13 protein-coding genes, 1 pseudogene and 1 riboswitch are annotated in these 14825 nt (G+C 38.5%); of the genes and pseudogenes, 12 read left to right on the forward strand and 2 right to left on the reverse strand.

The window, feature by feature from the left end:
* Window positions 1-54 precede the first annotated feature (54 nt).
* Window positions 55-156, forward strand: a riboswitch (purine riboswitch).
* 143 nt (window positions 157-299) lie between these two features.
* The 11 genes and pseudogenes from purE (at window position 300) to purD (ending at window position 12408) form a co-directional block, all read left to right on the forward strand.
* A complete protein-coding gene (gene purE, locus K6959_RS01015; RefSeq protein ID WP_163242955.1) occupies window positions 300-788 on the forward strand; it encodes a 5-(carboxyamino)imidazole ribonucleotide mutase in 489 nt (162 codons plus the stop codon).
* Window positions 775-1926, forward strand: coding sequence for a 5-(carboxyamino)imidazole ribonucleotide synthase (purK, locus tag K6959_RS01020; RefSeq protein WP_179959046.1), 1152 nt, complete (start codon window positions 775-777; stop codon window positions 1924-1926). Before purE ends, purK begins: the two co-directional genes overlap by 14 nt.
* Window positions 1923-3218 (forward strand): adenylosuccinate lyase, encoded by a 1296-nt coding sequence (purB, locus tag K6959_RS01025; RefSeq protein ID WP_163242956.1) that lies wholly within the window; start codon window positions 1923-1925, stop codon window positions 3216-3218. Before purK ends, purB begins: the two co-directional genes overlap by 4 nt.
* 54 nt (window positions 3219-3272) lie before the next feature.
* Window positions 3273-3527: a phosphoribosylformylglycinamidine synthase subunit PurS gene (purS, locus tag K6959_RS01030; protein ID WP_223087385.1), complete on the forward strand. Its 255-nt coding sequence runs from the start codon at window positions 3273-3275 to the stop codon at window positions 3525-3527.
* On the forward strand, window positions 3524-4207 hold the full coding sequence (gene purQ / locus K6959_RS01035) for a phosphoribosylformylglycinamidine synthase subunit PurQ (protein ID WP_163242958.1): 684 nt from the start codon (window positions 3524-3526) through the stop codon (window positions 4205-4207). The genes purS and purQ overlap by 4 nt, the downstream gene beginning before the upstream one ends.
* On the forward strand, window positions 4191-6413 hold the full coding sequence (gene purL / locus K6959_RS01040; RefSeq protein WP_163242959.1) for a phosphoribosylformylglycinamidine synthase subunit PurL: 2223 nt from the start codon (window positions 4191-4193) through the stop codon (window positions 6411-6413). The genes purQ and purL overlap by 17 nt, the downstream gene beginning before the upstream one ends.
* Window positions 6398-7792, forward strand: a complete 1395-nt coding sequence (gene purF / locus K6959_RS01045; protein ID WP_163242960.1) for an amidophosphoribosyltransferase — start codon at window positions 6398-6400, stop codon at window positions 7790-7792. Before purL ends, purF begins: the two co-directional genes overlap by 16 nt.
* Window positions 7793-7925: 133 nt before the next feature.
* Window positions 7926-8960, forward strand: a complete 1035-nt coding sequence (gene purM / locus K6959_RS01050; RefSeq protein WP_223087387.1) for a phosphoribosylformylglycinamidine cyclo-ligase — start codon at window positions 7926-7928, stop codon at window positions 8958-8960.
* Between the two features lie 30 nt (window positions 8961-8990).
* A pseudogene (gene purN, locus K6959_RS18605) lies at window positions 8991-9497 on the forward strand (phosphoribosylglycinamide formyltransferase); the annotation flags it as partial.
* A 63-nt stretch (window positions 9498-9560) separates the two neighbouring features.
* Entirely contained in the window at window positions 9561-11099 is a 1539-nt protein-coding gene (purH, locus tag K6959_RS01055; RefSeq protein ID WP_262421947.1) for a bifunctional phosphoribosylaminoimidazolecarboxamide formyltransferase/IMP cyclohydrolase, read from the forward strand.
* Window positions 11100-11130: 31 nt separating this feature from the next.
* Window positions 11131-12408 carry a phosphoribosylamine--glycine ligase gene (gene purD / locus K6959_RS01060; RefSeq protein ID WP_163242963.1) on the forward strand — a complete coding sequence of 426 codons (1278 nt, stop codon included), beginning with the start codon at window positions 11131-11133 and terminating at the stop codon, window positions 12406-12408.
* Here purD and K6959_RS19745 read toward each other — a convergent pair.
* Together K6959_RS19745 and K6959_RS01065 are read right to left on the reverse strand one after the other, a co-directional pair.
* Entirely contained in the window at window positions 12377-12490 is a 114-nt protein-coding gene (locus tag K6959_RS19745) for an EYxxD motif small membrane protein (protein ID WP_374058372.1), read from the reverse strand. The genes purD and K6959_RS19745 overlap by 32 nt on opposite strands.
* Before the next feature lie 102 nt (window positions 12491-12592).
* A complete protein-coding gene (locus K6959_RS01065; protein WP_163242964.1) occupies window positions 12593-12868 on the reverse strand; it encodes a YgaP family membrane protein in 276 nt (91 codons plus the stop codon).
* A 167-nt stretch (window positions 12869-13035) separates the two neighbouring features.
* On the opposite strand from K6959_RS01065, the gene K6959_RS01070 reads away from it, so the two are divergent.
* The gene (locus K6959_RS01070; RefSeq protein ID WP_223087391.1) at window positions 13036-14778 is read left to right on the forward strand and encodes an adenine deaminase C-terminal domain-containing protein; all 1743 of its coding nucleotides are present in this window, start codon (window positions 13036-13038) and stop codon (window positions 14776-14778) included.
* The last annotated feature ends 47 nt before the right edge of the window (window positions 14779-14825 follow it).

The following is a 14825-nucleotide window of genomic DNA, read 5'->3' on the forward strand; positions in this document are numbered from 1 at the left end:
TTTATTGACATGATAGAAAGTAACTTGTTAATATGTAGGTAGTCATTTTATTTAAAAATTAAACGATTGTAACCTCATATAATCTTGGGAATATGGCCCATAAGTTTCTACCCGATAACCGTAAATTATTGGACTATGAGGAAGTAGGAGCAATCCGGTAGTCTTATGGGCTTTTTCAAACCGGACGGACTACTTTCTCTATATTTTTTAGAGAAGTGTCCGTTCGGTTTTACTGTTTAAGCTTAAAATATTATTTAACGGGCAAATTAATAAAAAATTTCGGATTTGGAGGTTATGAAATGAATCCGTTAGTAGCTGTTATTATGGGAAGTAAATCCGATTGGGAAACAATGAAGCATGCTTGTAACATGCTTGATGAGTTAGAAGTATCATATGAAAAAAGAGTTGTTTCTGCACACCGTACGCCAGATTTAATGTTTGAATTTGCAGAACAAGCAAGAGATCAAGGTTTTAAAGTGATTATTGCCGGTGCTGGCGGAGCGGCTCATCTACCGGGAATGGTTGCAGCGAAAACGACATTGCCGGTTATTGGTGTTCCGATTCAATCTAGGCAATTGAATGGTTTAGATTCTCTGTTATCTATTGTACAAATGCCAGGAGGCGTTCCAGTTGCAACGGTTGCGATTGGTAAGGCGGGAGCAACGAATGCAGCCTTATTAGCTAGTCAAATTATTGCAACTTTTGATGATAAAACAGCGGAAAAATTAACAGAATTAAGGAACGAAACAAAAAAGGCGGTTTTAGAAAGCAATGATGAGCTTGTCTAACAAAGTAATTTTACCGGGAAGTACGATTGGGATTATCGGTGGCGGTCAGTTAGGGAGAATGATGGCTTTAGCAGCTAAAGCACAAGGGTTTAAAATTGCTGTTCTTGAACCGACAGCAAACTCTCCGTGCGGACAAGTTGCTGATGTTGAAATCATTAGTGCTTATGACGATTTAGAAGCAATTCAAAAATTAAGTGAAATTTGCGATGTTATTACATATGAATTTGAAAATATTGATTCGTATGCTTTGCGAAAGCTTTATGAACATGCTTATGTTCCTCAAGGAACAGCACTGCTCGAGATGACCCAAGATCGTCTAAGAGAAAAAGAAGCAATTGAAAAAGCCGGTCTAACAGTGGCACCTTATGCCCGAATTGAAAAAGTTGATAATATACATGAAAATATCGAAAAGCTTAGCTATCCTGCTGTCCTAAAAACAACAAGGGGAGGCTATGATGGTAAAGGGCAATTTGTCATAAAGAGTAAAGAAGATATTGCTAGTGCGGGAAATCTATTAAAGAACGGCGTTTGTGTCCTTGAAAAGTGGATACCGTTTGAAAAGGAGATTTCAGTTATTATTGCAAGGAATCCAAACGGTGAAACAGCTGTTTTTCCAGTAGCTGAAAATATTCACCGCGATAATATTCTTCATGAAACGATTGTACCAGCAAGAATAAGTGAAACAGCCACTGAAAAAGCGATTGGTATGGCATTACAACTTGCTGAATCATTACAGTTTATCGGTACATTAGCCGTTGAAATGTTTTTAACAAAGGATGAAACGATTTACATTAACGAGTTAGCACCACGACCTCATAACTCAGGTCACTATACGATTGAGGCTTGTGAAACATCTCAATTTGAACAGCATATACGTGCGGTTTGTAATTGGCCTCTCGGATGCACTGAATTATTAAAGCCAGCTGTAATGGTTAACGTCCTTGGGGAGCATCAATCAAAGCTAATCGATAAAATTCCTGAATTAATCGATTGGAAAATTCATTTGTACGGTAAAAAAGAAGCAAAACAGAAACGGAAGATGGGTCATGCTACATTGTTGCGTGACAATGTAGAGATGGCATTATCTGAAATTGATCAAAGTTTTATTTGGGAAAAGGGATCGGAGGTAAAATCATGATTGATCGTTATACCCGACCTGAAATGGGTGCAATTTGGTCAGAGGAAAATCGCTATAAAGCTTGGCTTGAGGTAGAAATATTAGCATGTGAGGCTTGGGCAGAAGTAGGGGAAATTCCAGAAGATGATGTAAAGAAGATACGTGAAAAGGCGTCTTTTAATGTTGAACGGATTAAAGAAATAGAAAAAGAGACGAGACATGACGTAGTTGCCTTTACGCGGGCAGTTTCCGAAACATTAGGAGAAGAAAGCAAATGGGTTCATTATGGTTTAACATCGACTGATGTTGTTGATACTGCTTTATCTTATTTAATTAAGCAAGCAAATGCAATTCTCTTAAAAGATCTTGAAATGTTTATTAAGATCCTAAAAGCAAAAGCGCTTGAGCATAAAGATACCGTTATGATGGGCCGTACACATGGAGTTCATGCAGAACCGACAACTTTCGGGTTAAAGTTGGCACTTTGGTATGAGGAAATGGAGCGGAATCTTGCACGATTTAAGGAAGCAGCTGCGGGAATTGAATTTGGAAAAATTTCCGGCGCGGTTGGTACGTACGCAAATATTGATCCTTTTGTAGAAAAGTACGTATGTAAACATCTCGGATTACAACCAGCACCAATTTCAACACAAACATTACAACGTGACCGCCATGCGCATTATTTGGCAATTCTTGCACTTATTTCTACATCAATTGAAAAATTTGCAGTGGAAATTCGCGGATTACAGAAAAGTGAAACGCGCGAAGTTGAGGAGTTTTTTGCTAAGGGTCAAAAAGGATCATCAGCTATGCCTCATAAACGCAATCCAATCGGATCGGAAAATATGGCAGGTATGGCTCGAGTTGTCCGTGGCTATATGATGACAGCTTATGATAATGTTGCTCTTTGGCATGAAAGAGATATTTCGCATTCATCAGCAGAACGAATTATTTTGCCAGATGCAACGATTGCATTAAATTACATGTTAAATCGATTTGCTAACATTGTAAAAAACTTAACTGTGTTTCCAGAAAATATGAAGAACAATATGGATCGGACTCTCGGATTAATCTATTCACAACGTGTTTTACTTGCTTTAATTGATAAAGGTCTTACTCGCGAAGAGGCATATGACACTGTTCAGCCGATAGCGATGGAGGCATGGGAAAAACAAGTTTCATTCCGCAGTTTAATTGAAAGTGACGGTAAAATTACTTCATATCTAAATGAGAGTGAAATTGCTGCTTGTTTCAACTATAACTATCATCTGAAACATGTCAATACAATTTTCAAACGTTTAGGGCTTATATAAATTTAAGGGAATATATAAAAATCAATCCTATTTAAGACCTTGGAGGCGAAGTTCATGTATAAAGTGAAAATTTACGTAACATTACGAGAAAGTGTACTGGATTTAGAAGGAAATGCGGAAAAAAAATCATTGCAATCGATGGAATATAAAGAATTGAAAGATGTAAAAATTGGCAAATATATTGAGTTAACACTAGAAAAATCAGAACGTGATATTGAAGAAGTTGTTCGTGAAATGTGTGAACGTTTGCTTGTTAATACAGTCATGGAGGATTATCGCCTCGAAATCGAGGAGGTTGCAGCCCAGTGAAGTTTGCCATTATCGTATTTCCCGGATCTAATGAAGTTGATATGTTTCACGCGATTAACGATGAGTTAGGGGAAGAAGCAGTTTTTGTTAGACATGATGCTGATCATTTACCCGATGTAGATGGAATTATCCTTCCAGGTGGCAGCTCGTATGGAGACTATCTCCGACCAGGAGCAATCGCTAGTCATAGCAAGATTATGGAGGCGGTTATCAAAGCAGCCGACGAAGGAAAGCCTGTTTTAGGTGTTGCAAATGGTTTTCACATATTGTTAGAAGCACATATACTTCCAGGGGCAATCTTACGTAATGAAAGCTTAAAGTTTATTTGTAAACATGTTCAATTGCGAGTCGATCATCATGAAACAATGTTTACTTCTCTTTATAAAGCTGAAGAAGTTATTACGTTGCCGATTGCTCATATGGATGGGAACTATTACTGTGATCCTGAAACATTGCAAAAACTAAAGCAGAACAAACAAATTGTATTTACTTATCATGGTGAAAATACAAATGGAAGTCTTGAGAATATTGCTGGGATTGTAAATGAAAGAGGAAATGTACTGGGAATGATGCCTCATCCCGAACGAGCGGTCGATGACCTTCTAGGGAGTGCAGATGGATTAAAAATTTTTCAATCGATCGTGAAATATTGGAGGGAAGCACATGTCACTAATGCTTGAACCAAATCCAGAACAAATTAAAGAAAAAAAAATTTATCGCGAAATGGGATTAACAGACGAAGAATTTGCAAATGCAGAAAAAATCCTTGGCAGATTACCTAACTACACAGAAACAGGTCTTTTCTCTGTCATGTGGTCTGAGCACTGCAGTTATAAAAATTCAAAACCCGTTTTAAAAAAGTTTCCTACAAAGGGCGATAAAGTTTTACAAGGTCCGGGGGAAGGTGCTGGAATCGTTGATATTGGTGATGGGCAAGCGGTTGTTTTTAAAGTAGAAAGCCATAATCACCCTTCTGCGATTGAGCCGTATCAAGGAGCAGCAACTGGTGCCGGCGGGATTATCCGCGATGTGTTTTCAATGGGAGCAAGACCAATTGCCCTGTTAAATTCATTACGTTTTGGGGAATTAACAAATCCTCGTGTCAAATATTTATTCACAGAGGCAGTAGCCGGTATAGCAGGATATGGAAATAGTATTGGAATACCGACTGTCGGGGGAGAAATTCAATTTGATCCTTCATATGAAGGAAATCCGTTAGTCAATGCAATGTGTGTCGGCTTGTTAAATCATGAAGATATTAAAAAAGGTCAAGCACATGGGATCGGAAATACAGTTATGTACGTCGGTGCTACAACCGGTCGAGATGGGATTCACGGCGCTACTTTTGCGTCAGAGGAGTTTACCGAGGAAACGGCTGAAACAGAACGCCCTGCTGTTCAAGTTGGAGATCCTTTCACAGAAAAGCTTTTACTTGAGGCATGTCTTGAGCTTGTACAATTAGATGCTTTAGTCGGGATTCAAGATATGGGTGCAGCAGGATTAACAAGCTCATCAGCAGAAATGGCTAGTAAAGCAGGCTCTGGGATCGAGATGGATTTAGATCTTGTTCCACAGCGGGAAGCGAATATGACTCCTTATGAAATGATGTTATCAGAGTCTCAAGAGCGAATGTTAATTGTGGTGAAAAAGGGTCGTGAACAAGAAATCATTGATTTATTTTCAAAATATGATTTAGAGGCAAAATCAATCGGAAAAGTAACAGACGATAAATTGTTACGCCTTATTCATAAAGGAAAAGTCGTTGCAGAAGTTCCAGTTGATGCATTAGCAGAGGATGCTCCGGTTTATCATAAAATATCAATTGAGCCGGAATACTATCGCGAATTTCAAGCAATGGAAAACGATATTCCACAAGTAGAGGATTATAAAGAAACATTAATGAACTTATTAAAACAGCCGACAATTGCAAGTAAAGAATGGGTTTATAATCAATATGATTATATGTCAGGTACAAATACCGTTGTTTCTCCAGGTTCAGATGCAGCAGTTGTTCGTATTCGCGGTACACGCAAAGCATTAGCGATGACAACAGACTGTAACTCTCGTTATTTATATTTAGACCCTGAAACAGGCGGAAAAATAGCGGTCGCAGAAGCAGCAAGAAACGTCGTATGTTCGGGTGCAGAACCAATTGCGATCTCAGATGGATTAAATTTCGGAAGCCCTGAAAATCCAGAGATTTTTTGGCAACTTGAAAAAGCAGCAGATGGAATTAGTGATGCATGTCGTGCGTTAAATGCACCGGTAATTAGCGGAAACGTTTCACTTTTTAACGAGGCAAACGGAGTGGCGATTTATCCAACACCTGTTATAGGGATGGTCGGATTAGTAAAGGATATTGATGATATTACTACTCAGAAATTTAAAGATGCTGGAGACGCTATTTATTTAGTTGGCGAAACAAAAGCTGAATTTGGCGGTAGTGAATTACAAAAGCTTACTTATGGAAAGATATTTGGAAAGGCGCCAGAACTTGATTTAAATAAAGAGCAAAAGTATCAACAACAAATATTAGCTGCCATTCGCGCTGGTTTAGTGGCATCTGCACATGATGTTTCTGAAGGTGGTGTTGCTGTAGCTCTTGCAGAATCTTTATTTGGAACAAATGGTCTTGGAGTAGCAGTTAACCTTTCTGGAGACATAGTTTCTGCATTGTTTAGTGAAACGCAATCTCGTTTTATTGTTTCGGTGAAAAAAGAACAGCAAAAAGCATTTGAAAAAATCGTCGATGCCGCCCTGATTGGCGAGGTGACAAATTCCGGTGAGCTAGTCATCAATTCTAAATCAGGAACACCATTATTAACAGCAGCAGTAACTGAGTTAGAAACAGCTTGGAAAGGAGCTATCCCATGCTTGCTGAAATAAGAGGACTGAACGAAGAGTGCGGAGTATTTGGGATATGGGGTCATCCAGACGCTGTTCAAATCACTTATTACGGTTTGCATAGCTTACAGCATCGCGGACAAGAATCTGCAGGTATGGTTGTTACTAACGGTGAGAAGCTCACTGGTTTTAAAGGAGAAGGATTAGTAACAGACATATTTACATCTGAAGCCGTAAAAGGTTTGTCAGGAAAAGCCGCAATTGGCCATGTTCGATACGCAATCGCAGGACAGGAAGGTTATGAAAACATCCAACCTCTCCTATTTCACTTTCAAAGTGGCAGTCTTGCTCTTGCCCTTAATGGCAATTTAGTAAATGCACAGGCTCTAAGGCACCAGCTTGAGGGACAAGGGAGTATTTTTCAAACGAGCTCAAGTACAGAAATTTTAGCTCACCTTATGAAAAGAAGCGGATTTCAGCAAATAAAGGATCAAGTGAAAAATGCACTGACAATGTTAAAAGGAGCATATGCATTTTTAATTATGACAGAATCGGAAATGTTGGTAGCCCTAGATCCTCATGGGCTACGTCCTTTATCAATTGGGAAAATCGGCGATGCTTACGTTGTTGCTTCAGAAACATGTGCATTTGACATTATTGGAGCGGAATTTGTTCGTGATGTACTTCCAGGAGAATTAGTGATCATAAATGATGAAGGTCTTCATTCAGAATTGTTTTCAATGAATACATCTAGAGCAATCTGTACGATGGAGTATATTTATTTTTCCCGGCCAGATAGCAATATTCACGGAATTAATGTTCATACAGCAAGAAAAAAGCTCGGAAAAAAATTAGCAGAAGAAGTGAAGATCGATGCGGACGTTGTAACAGGCGTTCCAGATTCCAGTATTTCCGCTGCGATTGGGTATGCAGAAGCTTCTGGTATTCCGTATGAAATGGGACTAATTAAAAATCGCTACGTTGGCAGAACGTTTATTAAGCCATCGCAATCTTTGCGGGAACAAGGGGTAAAAATGAAGCTATCTCCTGTCCGCGGTGTTGTAGAAGGAAAACGTGTGATTATGGTCGATGATTCAATCGTGCGAGGCACGACAAGTAAACGGATTGTTAGATTGCTAAAAGAAGCGGGGGCTACAGAAGTCCACGTTGTCATTAGTTCACCGCCTATTAAGCATTCATGCTTTTACGGCATAGATACTTCATCAAAAGATGAGCTAATTGCTGCTAACCATTCAGTCGAAGAAATTCGGCAAATCATTGGTGCTGATTCACTTACATTTTTAAGTGTTAAAGGGATGTTGGAAGCAATTGGAAAACAAGATGAGTTTGAAAATCGCGGGCACTGTTTAGCATGTTTTACAGGGAAATATCCGACTGAAATTTATCCAGATACGAAGTAATAAATTTTAATGATATAGAAAAATGAATGAGAAAAAGCGAATAGAACTTGTCGTTCATAAGCTTTCGAGCGTTTGTCAACAATCTAAAAGCGGCATTAAATAATGTCGCTTTTCTTTTAAAGGAGGAACTTTTGTGGGTAATGCATATAAGCAGGCGGGTGTCGATATAGAGGCCGGTTATGAAGCAGTATCACGGATGAAAAAGCATGTAGAAAAAACCCGACGTTTGGGAGTGATCGGTGGTCTAGGCGGATTTGGCGGAATGTTTGATCTATCACAGCTTAACTTAAAGGAGCCTGTATTAGTATCAGGCACTGATGGTGTCGGAACAAAATTGATGCTCGCTTTTATGATGGATCGCCACGACACAATTGGAATTGACGCAGTTGCAATGTGTGTTAATGACATTATTGTTCAAGGTGCAGAACCGTTTTATTTTTTAGATTATATTGCATGTGGGAAAGCAGAGCCGCAAAAACTAGAGGAAATCGTAAAAGGAGTTGCCACTGGGTGCGAGCAAGCTGGCTGTGCGTTAATTGGCGGGGAAACAGCAGAAATGCCTGGGATGTATGCGGACGATGAATATGATATCGCCGGATTTGCAGTTGGTGCGTGTGAAAAATCACAAATTATTTCAGGAGATACAATACAGGCAGATGATGTATTAATTGGATTAGCCTCTAGCGGAATCCATAGTAACGGTTATTCCCTCGTTCGAAAAGTGTTGCTTCAAGACGGACAGCTTGATTTATCAGACGATATAGAAGAATTAGGTTGTACGTTAGGAACTGAGCTTCTTCGTCCAACAAAAATTTATGTAAAACCTATTTTATCTGCATTGAAAAAGTTCAATATAAAAGGGATGTCTCATATTACAGGCGGAGGATTTATTGAAAATATTCCGCGTATGCTTCCGAAAGGGCTTGGGGCGAACATAGATGAAGCGACTTGGGAAATTCCTGCAATTTTTTCATTAATAGAATCAATTGGAAATCTCAAACGACAAGAAATGTATAACGTTTTTAATATGGGAATTGGAATGGTCCTTGCCGTTGATAAAAGCGAAGCGTCTCAGTTAGTAGAGCATTTTGAAGAGCTTGGAGAACAAGCATATATCATTGGTCATGTTACCGAAAAAGAAGGAATTGAAATTTACGAAAAACAGTAAGACATAGATGATGATAAACGGAGGAGCAAAATGAAAAATATCGCACTATTTGCTTCTGGGAGCGGCAGTAACTTTCAAGCGATTATTGATGCTGTCAAGGTTAAAAAGCTAAATGTAAATGTGAAACTGCTCGTATGTGATAAGCCTAATGCTTTTGTCATTGAACGAGCAAAGCTTGCTGGAATACCTTATTTCTCCTTTCGGGCTAAAGATTTTAACAATAAAGCAGAATATGAAATGGCCATTTTACAGCAATTAAAAGCTCATCATGTAGAATTCATTGTGTTGGCAGGATATATGCGGTTGATCGGGTCAACATTGTTACAGGAATTTGAGGGAAAAATCGTTAATATTCATCCATCACTGCTCCCTGCTTTTCCAGGAAAAGATGCAATTGGTCAAGCATTAGCAGCTGGTGTTAAAGTGAGCGGAGTGACGATTCATTATGTGGATGAGGGAATGGACACCGGTCCAATTATATCACAAGAAACAGTAAAAATTGATGATGATGAAACGAAGGAAAGTTTACAAACGAAAATTCACCAAATTGAGCATCAATTATATCCAGTAGTATTGAAAAAAATTTTAGGGGGAAAAGCAATGGGAAAAAAGCGTGCACTCATTAGCGTTTCTGATAAAACAGGCGTTGCTGAATTTGCAAAACAACTTAGTGAACTTGGGTTTGAAATCATTTCAACAGGCGGTACAAGCAAAGCGCTGATAGAAAGCGGTGTACCGGTTATAGGGATTAGTGAAGTAACTGGATTTCCAGAAATTTTAGAAGGACGTGTAAAAACACTCCATCCGATGATTCACGGTGGATTGCTTGCAAAATTTGCTGAACAAACACATAAGGAACAGCTAGAAAAACATCAAATTGAAAAAATTGATCTCGTTTGTGTCAACCTGTATCCGTTTCAGCAAACGATTGCTAAAGAAGGCGTTACAACTGAAGAAGCGATTGAAAATATAGATATTGGCGGTCCAACAATGCTCCGTGCAGCAGAAAAAAACAACGAATATGTTACAGTTGTTGTTGATCCCAGCGATTATCAAACAGTGATCGATGAATTAACGGCAAACGGTGAAACAACGAAAGAAACACGCAGAAAATTAGCTGCAAAAGTATTTCGTCATACAGCGGCCTATGATGCATTAATTGCGGAATATATGACCCATTTAGCAGGCGATGAAACTCCTGAAAAGATGACCGTTACATACGAGTTAAAGCAGTCGCTCCGCTACGGTGAAAATCCGCATCAAAAAGCAGCATTTTATCAAAAACCTTTAGGATCTCAGTTTTCAATTGCAAACGCAACCCAGTTACATGGAAAAGAGCTGTCATACAACAACATTAATGATGCGAATGCTGCTTTGCAAATTGTAAAGGAATTTACTGAACCTGCCGCTGTTGCTGTAAAACATATGAATCCTTGTGGAGTCGGAATCGGGACAACTATTTATGACGCATATTCAAAAGCATATGAAGCTGACCCTATCTCTATTTTTGGCGGAATTATTGCTTTAAATCGTGAAGTAGATCAAAAGACAGCAGAAAAGCTTCATGAAATATTTTTAGAAATTATTATTGCTCCTTCATTTAGTGAGGAAGCGATTGCGATTTTAACAGGAAAAAAGAATATACGCCTATTAACAGTTCCATTTGAACAGGCTGAGAAGAAAGAAACATTATTAACATCTGTTGAAGGAGGTTTGCTCGTTCAAGAAGCTGATGTGTTTAACTTAGACAATGCAGAAATTGTCATCCCAACTAAGCGGAAACCGACGGAAGAAGAATGGAAATCACTTAAGCTCGGCTGGAAAGTTGTGAAGCATGTAAAATCTAATGCGATTGTTGTCGCAAAAGACGACGTCACAATCGGAATTGGTGCAGGTCAAATGAATCGTGTTGGTGCAGCGAAAATTGCACTTGAACAAGCTGGTGACAGAGCAACTGGTGCAGCATTAGCCTCTGATGCATTTTTCCCAATGGATGATACTGTAGAGGCGGCTGCAAAATCAGGGATTGCAGTCATTATTCAGCCGGGTGGCTCGATTCGTGATCAAGACTCAATTAAAAAAGCTGACGAATATGGCATTGCCATGGTATTTACCGGTATACGCCATTTCAAACATTAAAATGAACTGAAGATCATAGGAGGTGTGATGAATGAAAGTATTAGTTATTGGCCGCGGCGGCAGAGAACATGCAATTTGCCGGAAAGTAAACGAAAGTAAACATGTTGAGAAAGTTTATGTTGCTCCGGGAAACCCTGGAATGGGTGATGTTGCAGAGCTTGTATCAATAGATGAGCAATCTCAAGATCAACTCGTAAAGTTTGCGAAAGATAAAAGTATCGGACTTGTCATTATTGGACCTGAAAACCCACTGCTTGATGGCCTTGCCGATCGTTTTCATGAAGCGGGGATTCCAGTATTTGGACCGAACAAGAAAGCGGCGTTAATTGAAGGCAGTAAATCATTTGCTAAACAGTTAATGGTGAAATACAACATTCCGACAGCGCATTATAAGACATTTACAAACTATGAAGAAGCGAAAGTATATGTAGAGGAACATGGTGCACCAATTGTTATTAAAGCTGACGGCCTTGCTGCTGGAAAGGGTGTAACAGTTGCTTTTACAAAAGAAGAAGCGCTGCAAAGTTTAGCGGAAATGATGCTAGATGAAAAATTCGGCGCCGCTTCATCTACTGTTGTGATTGAGGAGTTTTTAAGCGGAGAAGAGTTTTCGTTAATGGCATTTGTAAATGGCGATATCGTTGTTCCGATGGAAATTGCCCAAGATCATAAACGTGCGTTTGATGGAGATAAAGGACCAAATACAGGGGGAATGGGTGCTTATTCACCAGTTCCTCATATTGAAGAAGATGTCGTTCAAACCGCAATTGAAACGATTTTAAAACCGACAGCACAAGCATTAATTCAGGAAGGACGCAGTTTTTGCGGAATACTTTACGCAGGACTTATTTTAACTGAAACGGGTCCGAAAGTCATTGAATTTAATGCGCGTTTTGGCGATCCAGAAACTCAAGTAGTGCTGCCAAGATTAAAATCAGATTTAGTTGATATAATGATGACTTTATTAAAGGGAGAAGAGCCTGAAGTTATTTGGAACGAAGAAGCTTGTCTTGGTGTGGTCGCAGCTTCGAAGGGATATCCAGAATCATATAAAAAAGGCGCTGTTCTAAAAGGACTAAATAAATTACAATCTGTTGATTTATATCATGCAGGAACGGCAAAAAATATTGAAGGCGACTTTATTACGAACGGTGGACGTGTTCTACTCGTATGTGCCAAAGCGAAAACATTAAAAGAAGCCCGCGATATCGTATACGCAGAGCTTAAAAAAATTGAATGTGATGAAGTTTTTTACAGAAGCGATATTGGCTATAAAGCTATCGCGCCCGTTTCTTATAAACTTTCCTAATGAAAACATATAAAAGGGCAATAATACTCCCAATTAATGTGATAAGGACAAATGACATGTCGCTAATATATTCATAAAGCATAAATAATCACTCCTATATTCCCCCCTTTTAAGGGGGGATTTTTGATTAACCGATATAAGGTACATTTCCAAGTCTAATTGGTAACGGATAAATTATGGATTTTTAAGTCGGGTTATAAGGTACATCTTCTAAGTCTAATTGTGGATCATCGCCATCATTTTCTTTTTGCATCATTTGACTTCTTTCAAATAACGCTGTAAGCGGACAATATTGTAAAATTCCTTCGCCAATCTTCATTCCCCCGATGATAGCCATTACAATATAAGAATCACGCCAAGGTTTTTTTACAAGCTTTGCAGTACACCAAGATAAAATAGTAAACCCAAATGTGATGCGGATTAAAGCGTTAATAATTCCAATGTTTCGTCTCACTTTCATCGTATATATCACTCCTTTGTAAATATTCCTCATTAATTTTTGATGAACTTTAATGCGTAAAATAATGAAATATGTTAGTATTAAGCAGATATAATTTTTATATTCATTACTTTTTGTTTATAACGTAATGTGTAGAGATACAGCTTATCGATAAAGGAGGGGTTGCATTGTTAGAACAGCGATATCGTTGGAAAAATAAAGAGCTGCGAAACCATGTTGCTGTTATTGATGGCAAGCTGGCGCCAACGATTTTATTAAAAAATGCTACATACTTAAACCAAACTTTTCACCAATGGATGACGGCTCATATTTGGATTTACGAAGACCGGATCATTTATGTCGGTGAAAAGGTTCCCGACAAAATTGGGCAATGTGAGGTGATCGATTGCAAAGATACAGTATTAGTTCCAGGCTATATCGAACCTCATAGTCATCCGTTTCAATTATATAATCCCCATTCATTTGCCCGATATGCATCTAAGTTCGGAACGACGACTCTTATTAACGATAATTTAATGCTCGCTTTATTATTAGATAAAAAGAAAGCGTTTTCTTTTTTAAGAAAAATGAAGGAAATCCCCCCAGCAATGTATTGGTGGAGCAGGTTTGATTCACAGACAGAGCTTCATAAAGAAGAAATTATTTTTTCAAATAGCAACGTTAAAAAGTGGTTAGAGCATGATGCAGTTTTACAAGGTGGAGAGTTGACTGGCTGGCCAAGGCTGTTGCAAGGCGATGATATGATGCTCCATTGGATTCAAGAGGCAAAAAGAATGAGGAAAAAAATTGAAGGGCATTTTCCAGGGGCATCTGAAAAGACATTAACTAAAATGATGCTTCTTGGAACGGATTGTGACCATGAAGCGATGACCGGAGTAGAAGTGTATAATCGCTTAATGCAAGGTTATACTGTATCGCTCCGCCATTCTTCGATTCGTCCAGACTTGCCTCAGTTGCTTGATGATATCCATTCATTAGGCATTGCTGCTTATGATAAATTTATTATGACAACTGATGGATCTTCCTCATCTTTTTATGAGGACGGTGTCATTGACAAAATGATTCGCATTGCAATTGAAAAAGGTGTCCCGCTTATTGACGCTTATAATATGGGGACAATTAACACAGCCCGTTATCATCAGATTGATCATTTACTTGGAAATATTGCAACAGGCAGAATTGCTAATATTAATTTTCTCGAAAGCAAAGAAAATCCTACACCTGTTTCGGTAATGGCAAGCGGGAAATGGTTAACAAAAGACGGAAAGGAAGTTGGTGAATTTCCAAAAATAGATTGGGGGAGATATGGCTTTAATCCGCTTGAAATTAATTGGAGCTTAACTTCTGAAGATATGCAATTTTCCATGCCGTTTGGACTGAAAATGGAAAATTCAGTTATTATTAAGCCGTATTCTGTTTCGACTGATGTTGCGGTAGAGAGTTTAGACTACTCACACGATGAATGCTTCTTTATGCTGATTAATCGTGAAGGAAAGTGGCGCATAAACACATTGTTAAAAGGTTTTGCGACAAAGCTTGATGGTTTAGCAAGCTCATTTTCTAATACAGGCGACTTTATTTTAATTGGCAAAAATAAAAGTGCAATGGTAAATGCCTTCAATAGAATGAAGGAAATTGGCGGTGGAATCGTTATTGCTGAAAGTGATAAAATCATTCATGAAATTCCTTTAGCGTTAAAAGGAATGATGTCTGATTCACGAGTTGAGACACTAATTAAACAAGAGAAACAGCTAATGAGCATTTTAAAAGCGAGAGGATATATGTTTGCGGATCCTATTTATACGCTGCTTTTTTTTTCATCTACTCATTTACCATATATTCGTGCTACGCAACAAGGGTTATTTGATGTGATGAATAAAATAATACTCTTTCCATCAATAATGCGTTAAAATATAAAAGGATCAAATAAAATTACGATTTTGGTATTTATAGGAGT

The sequence above is a fragment of the Bacillus aquiflavi genome, assembly GCF_019915265.1.
Classification (GTDB): Bacteria; Bacillota; Bacilli; order Bacillales; family Cytobacillaceae; genus Bacillus_BT; species Bacillus_BT aquiflavi.

Bases quoted from the DNA above. Each gene is read 5' to 3' on its own strand.
- purB (WP_163242956.1), top strand. From the start codon at position 1,923: ATGATTGATCGTTATACCCGACCTGAAATGGGTGCAATTTGGTCAGAG.
- purE (WP_163242955.1), top strand. From the start codon at position 300: ATGAATCCGTTAGTAGCTGTTATTATGGGAAGTAAATCCGATTGGGAA.
- purF (WP_163242960.1), top strand. From the start codon at position 6,398: ATGCTTGCTGAAATAAGAGGACTGAACGAAGAGTGCGGAGTATTTGGG.
- purS (WP_223087385.1), top strand. From the start codon at position 3,273: ATGTATAAAGTGAAAATTTACGTAACATTACGAGAAAGTGTACTGGAT.
- purD (WP_163242963.1), top strand. From the start codon at position 11,131: ATGAAAGTATTAGTTATTGGCCGCGGCGGCAGAGAACATGCAATTTGC.
- purK (WP_179959046.1), top strand. From the start codon at position 775: ATGAGCTTGTCTAACAAAGTAATTTTACCGGGAAGTACGATTGGGATT.
- purH (WP_262421947.1), top strand. From the start codon at position 9,561: ATGGGAAAAAAGCGTGCACTCATTAGCGTTTCTGATAAAACAGGCGTT.
- K6959_RS01065 (WP_163242964.1), bottom strand. From the start codon at position 12,868: ATGAAAGTGAGACGAAACATTGGAATTATTAACGCTTTAATCCGCATC.
- purL (WP_163242959.1), top strand. From the start codon at position 4,191: ATGTCACTAATGCTTGAACCAAATCCAGAACAAATTAAAGAAAAAAAA.
- K6959_RS19745 (WP_374058372.1), bottom strand. From the start codon at position 12,490: ATGCTTTATGAATATATTAGCGACATGTCATTTGTCCTTATCACATTA.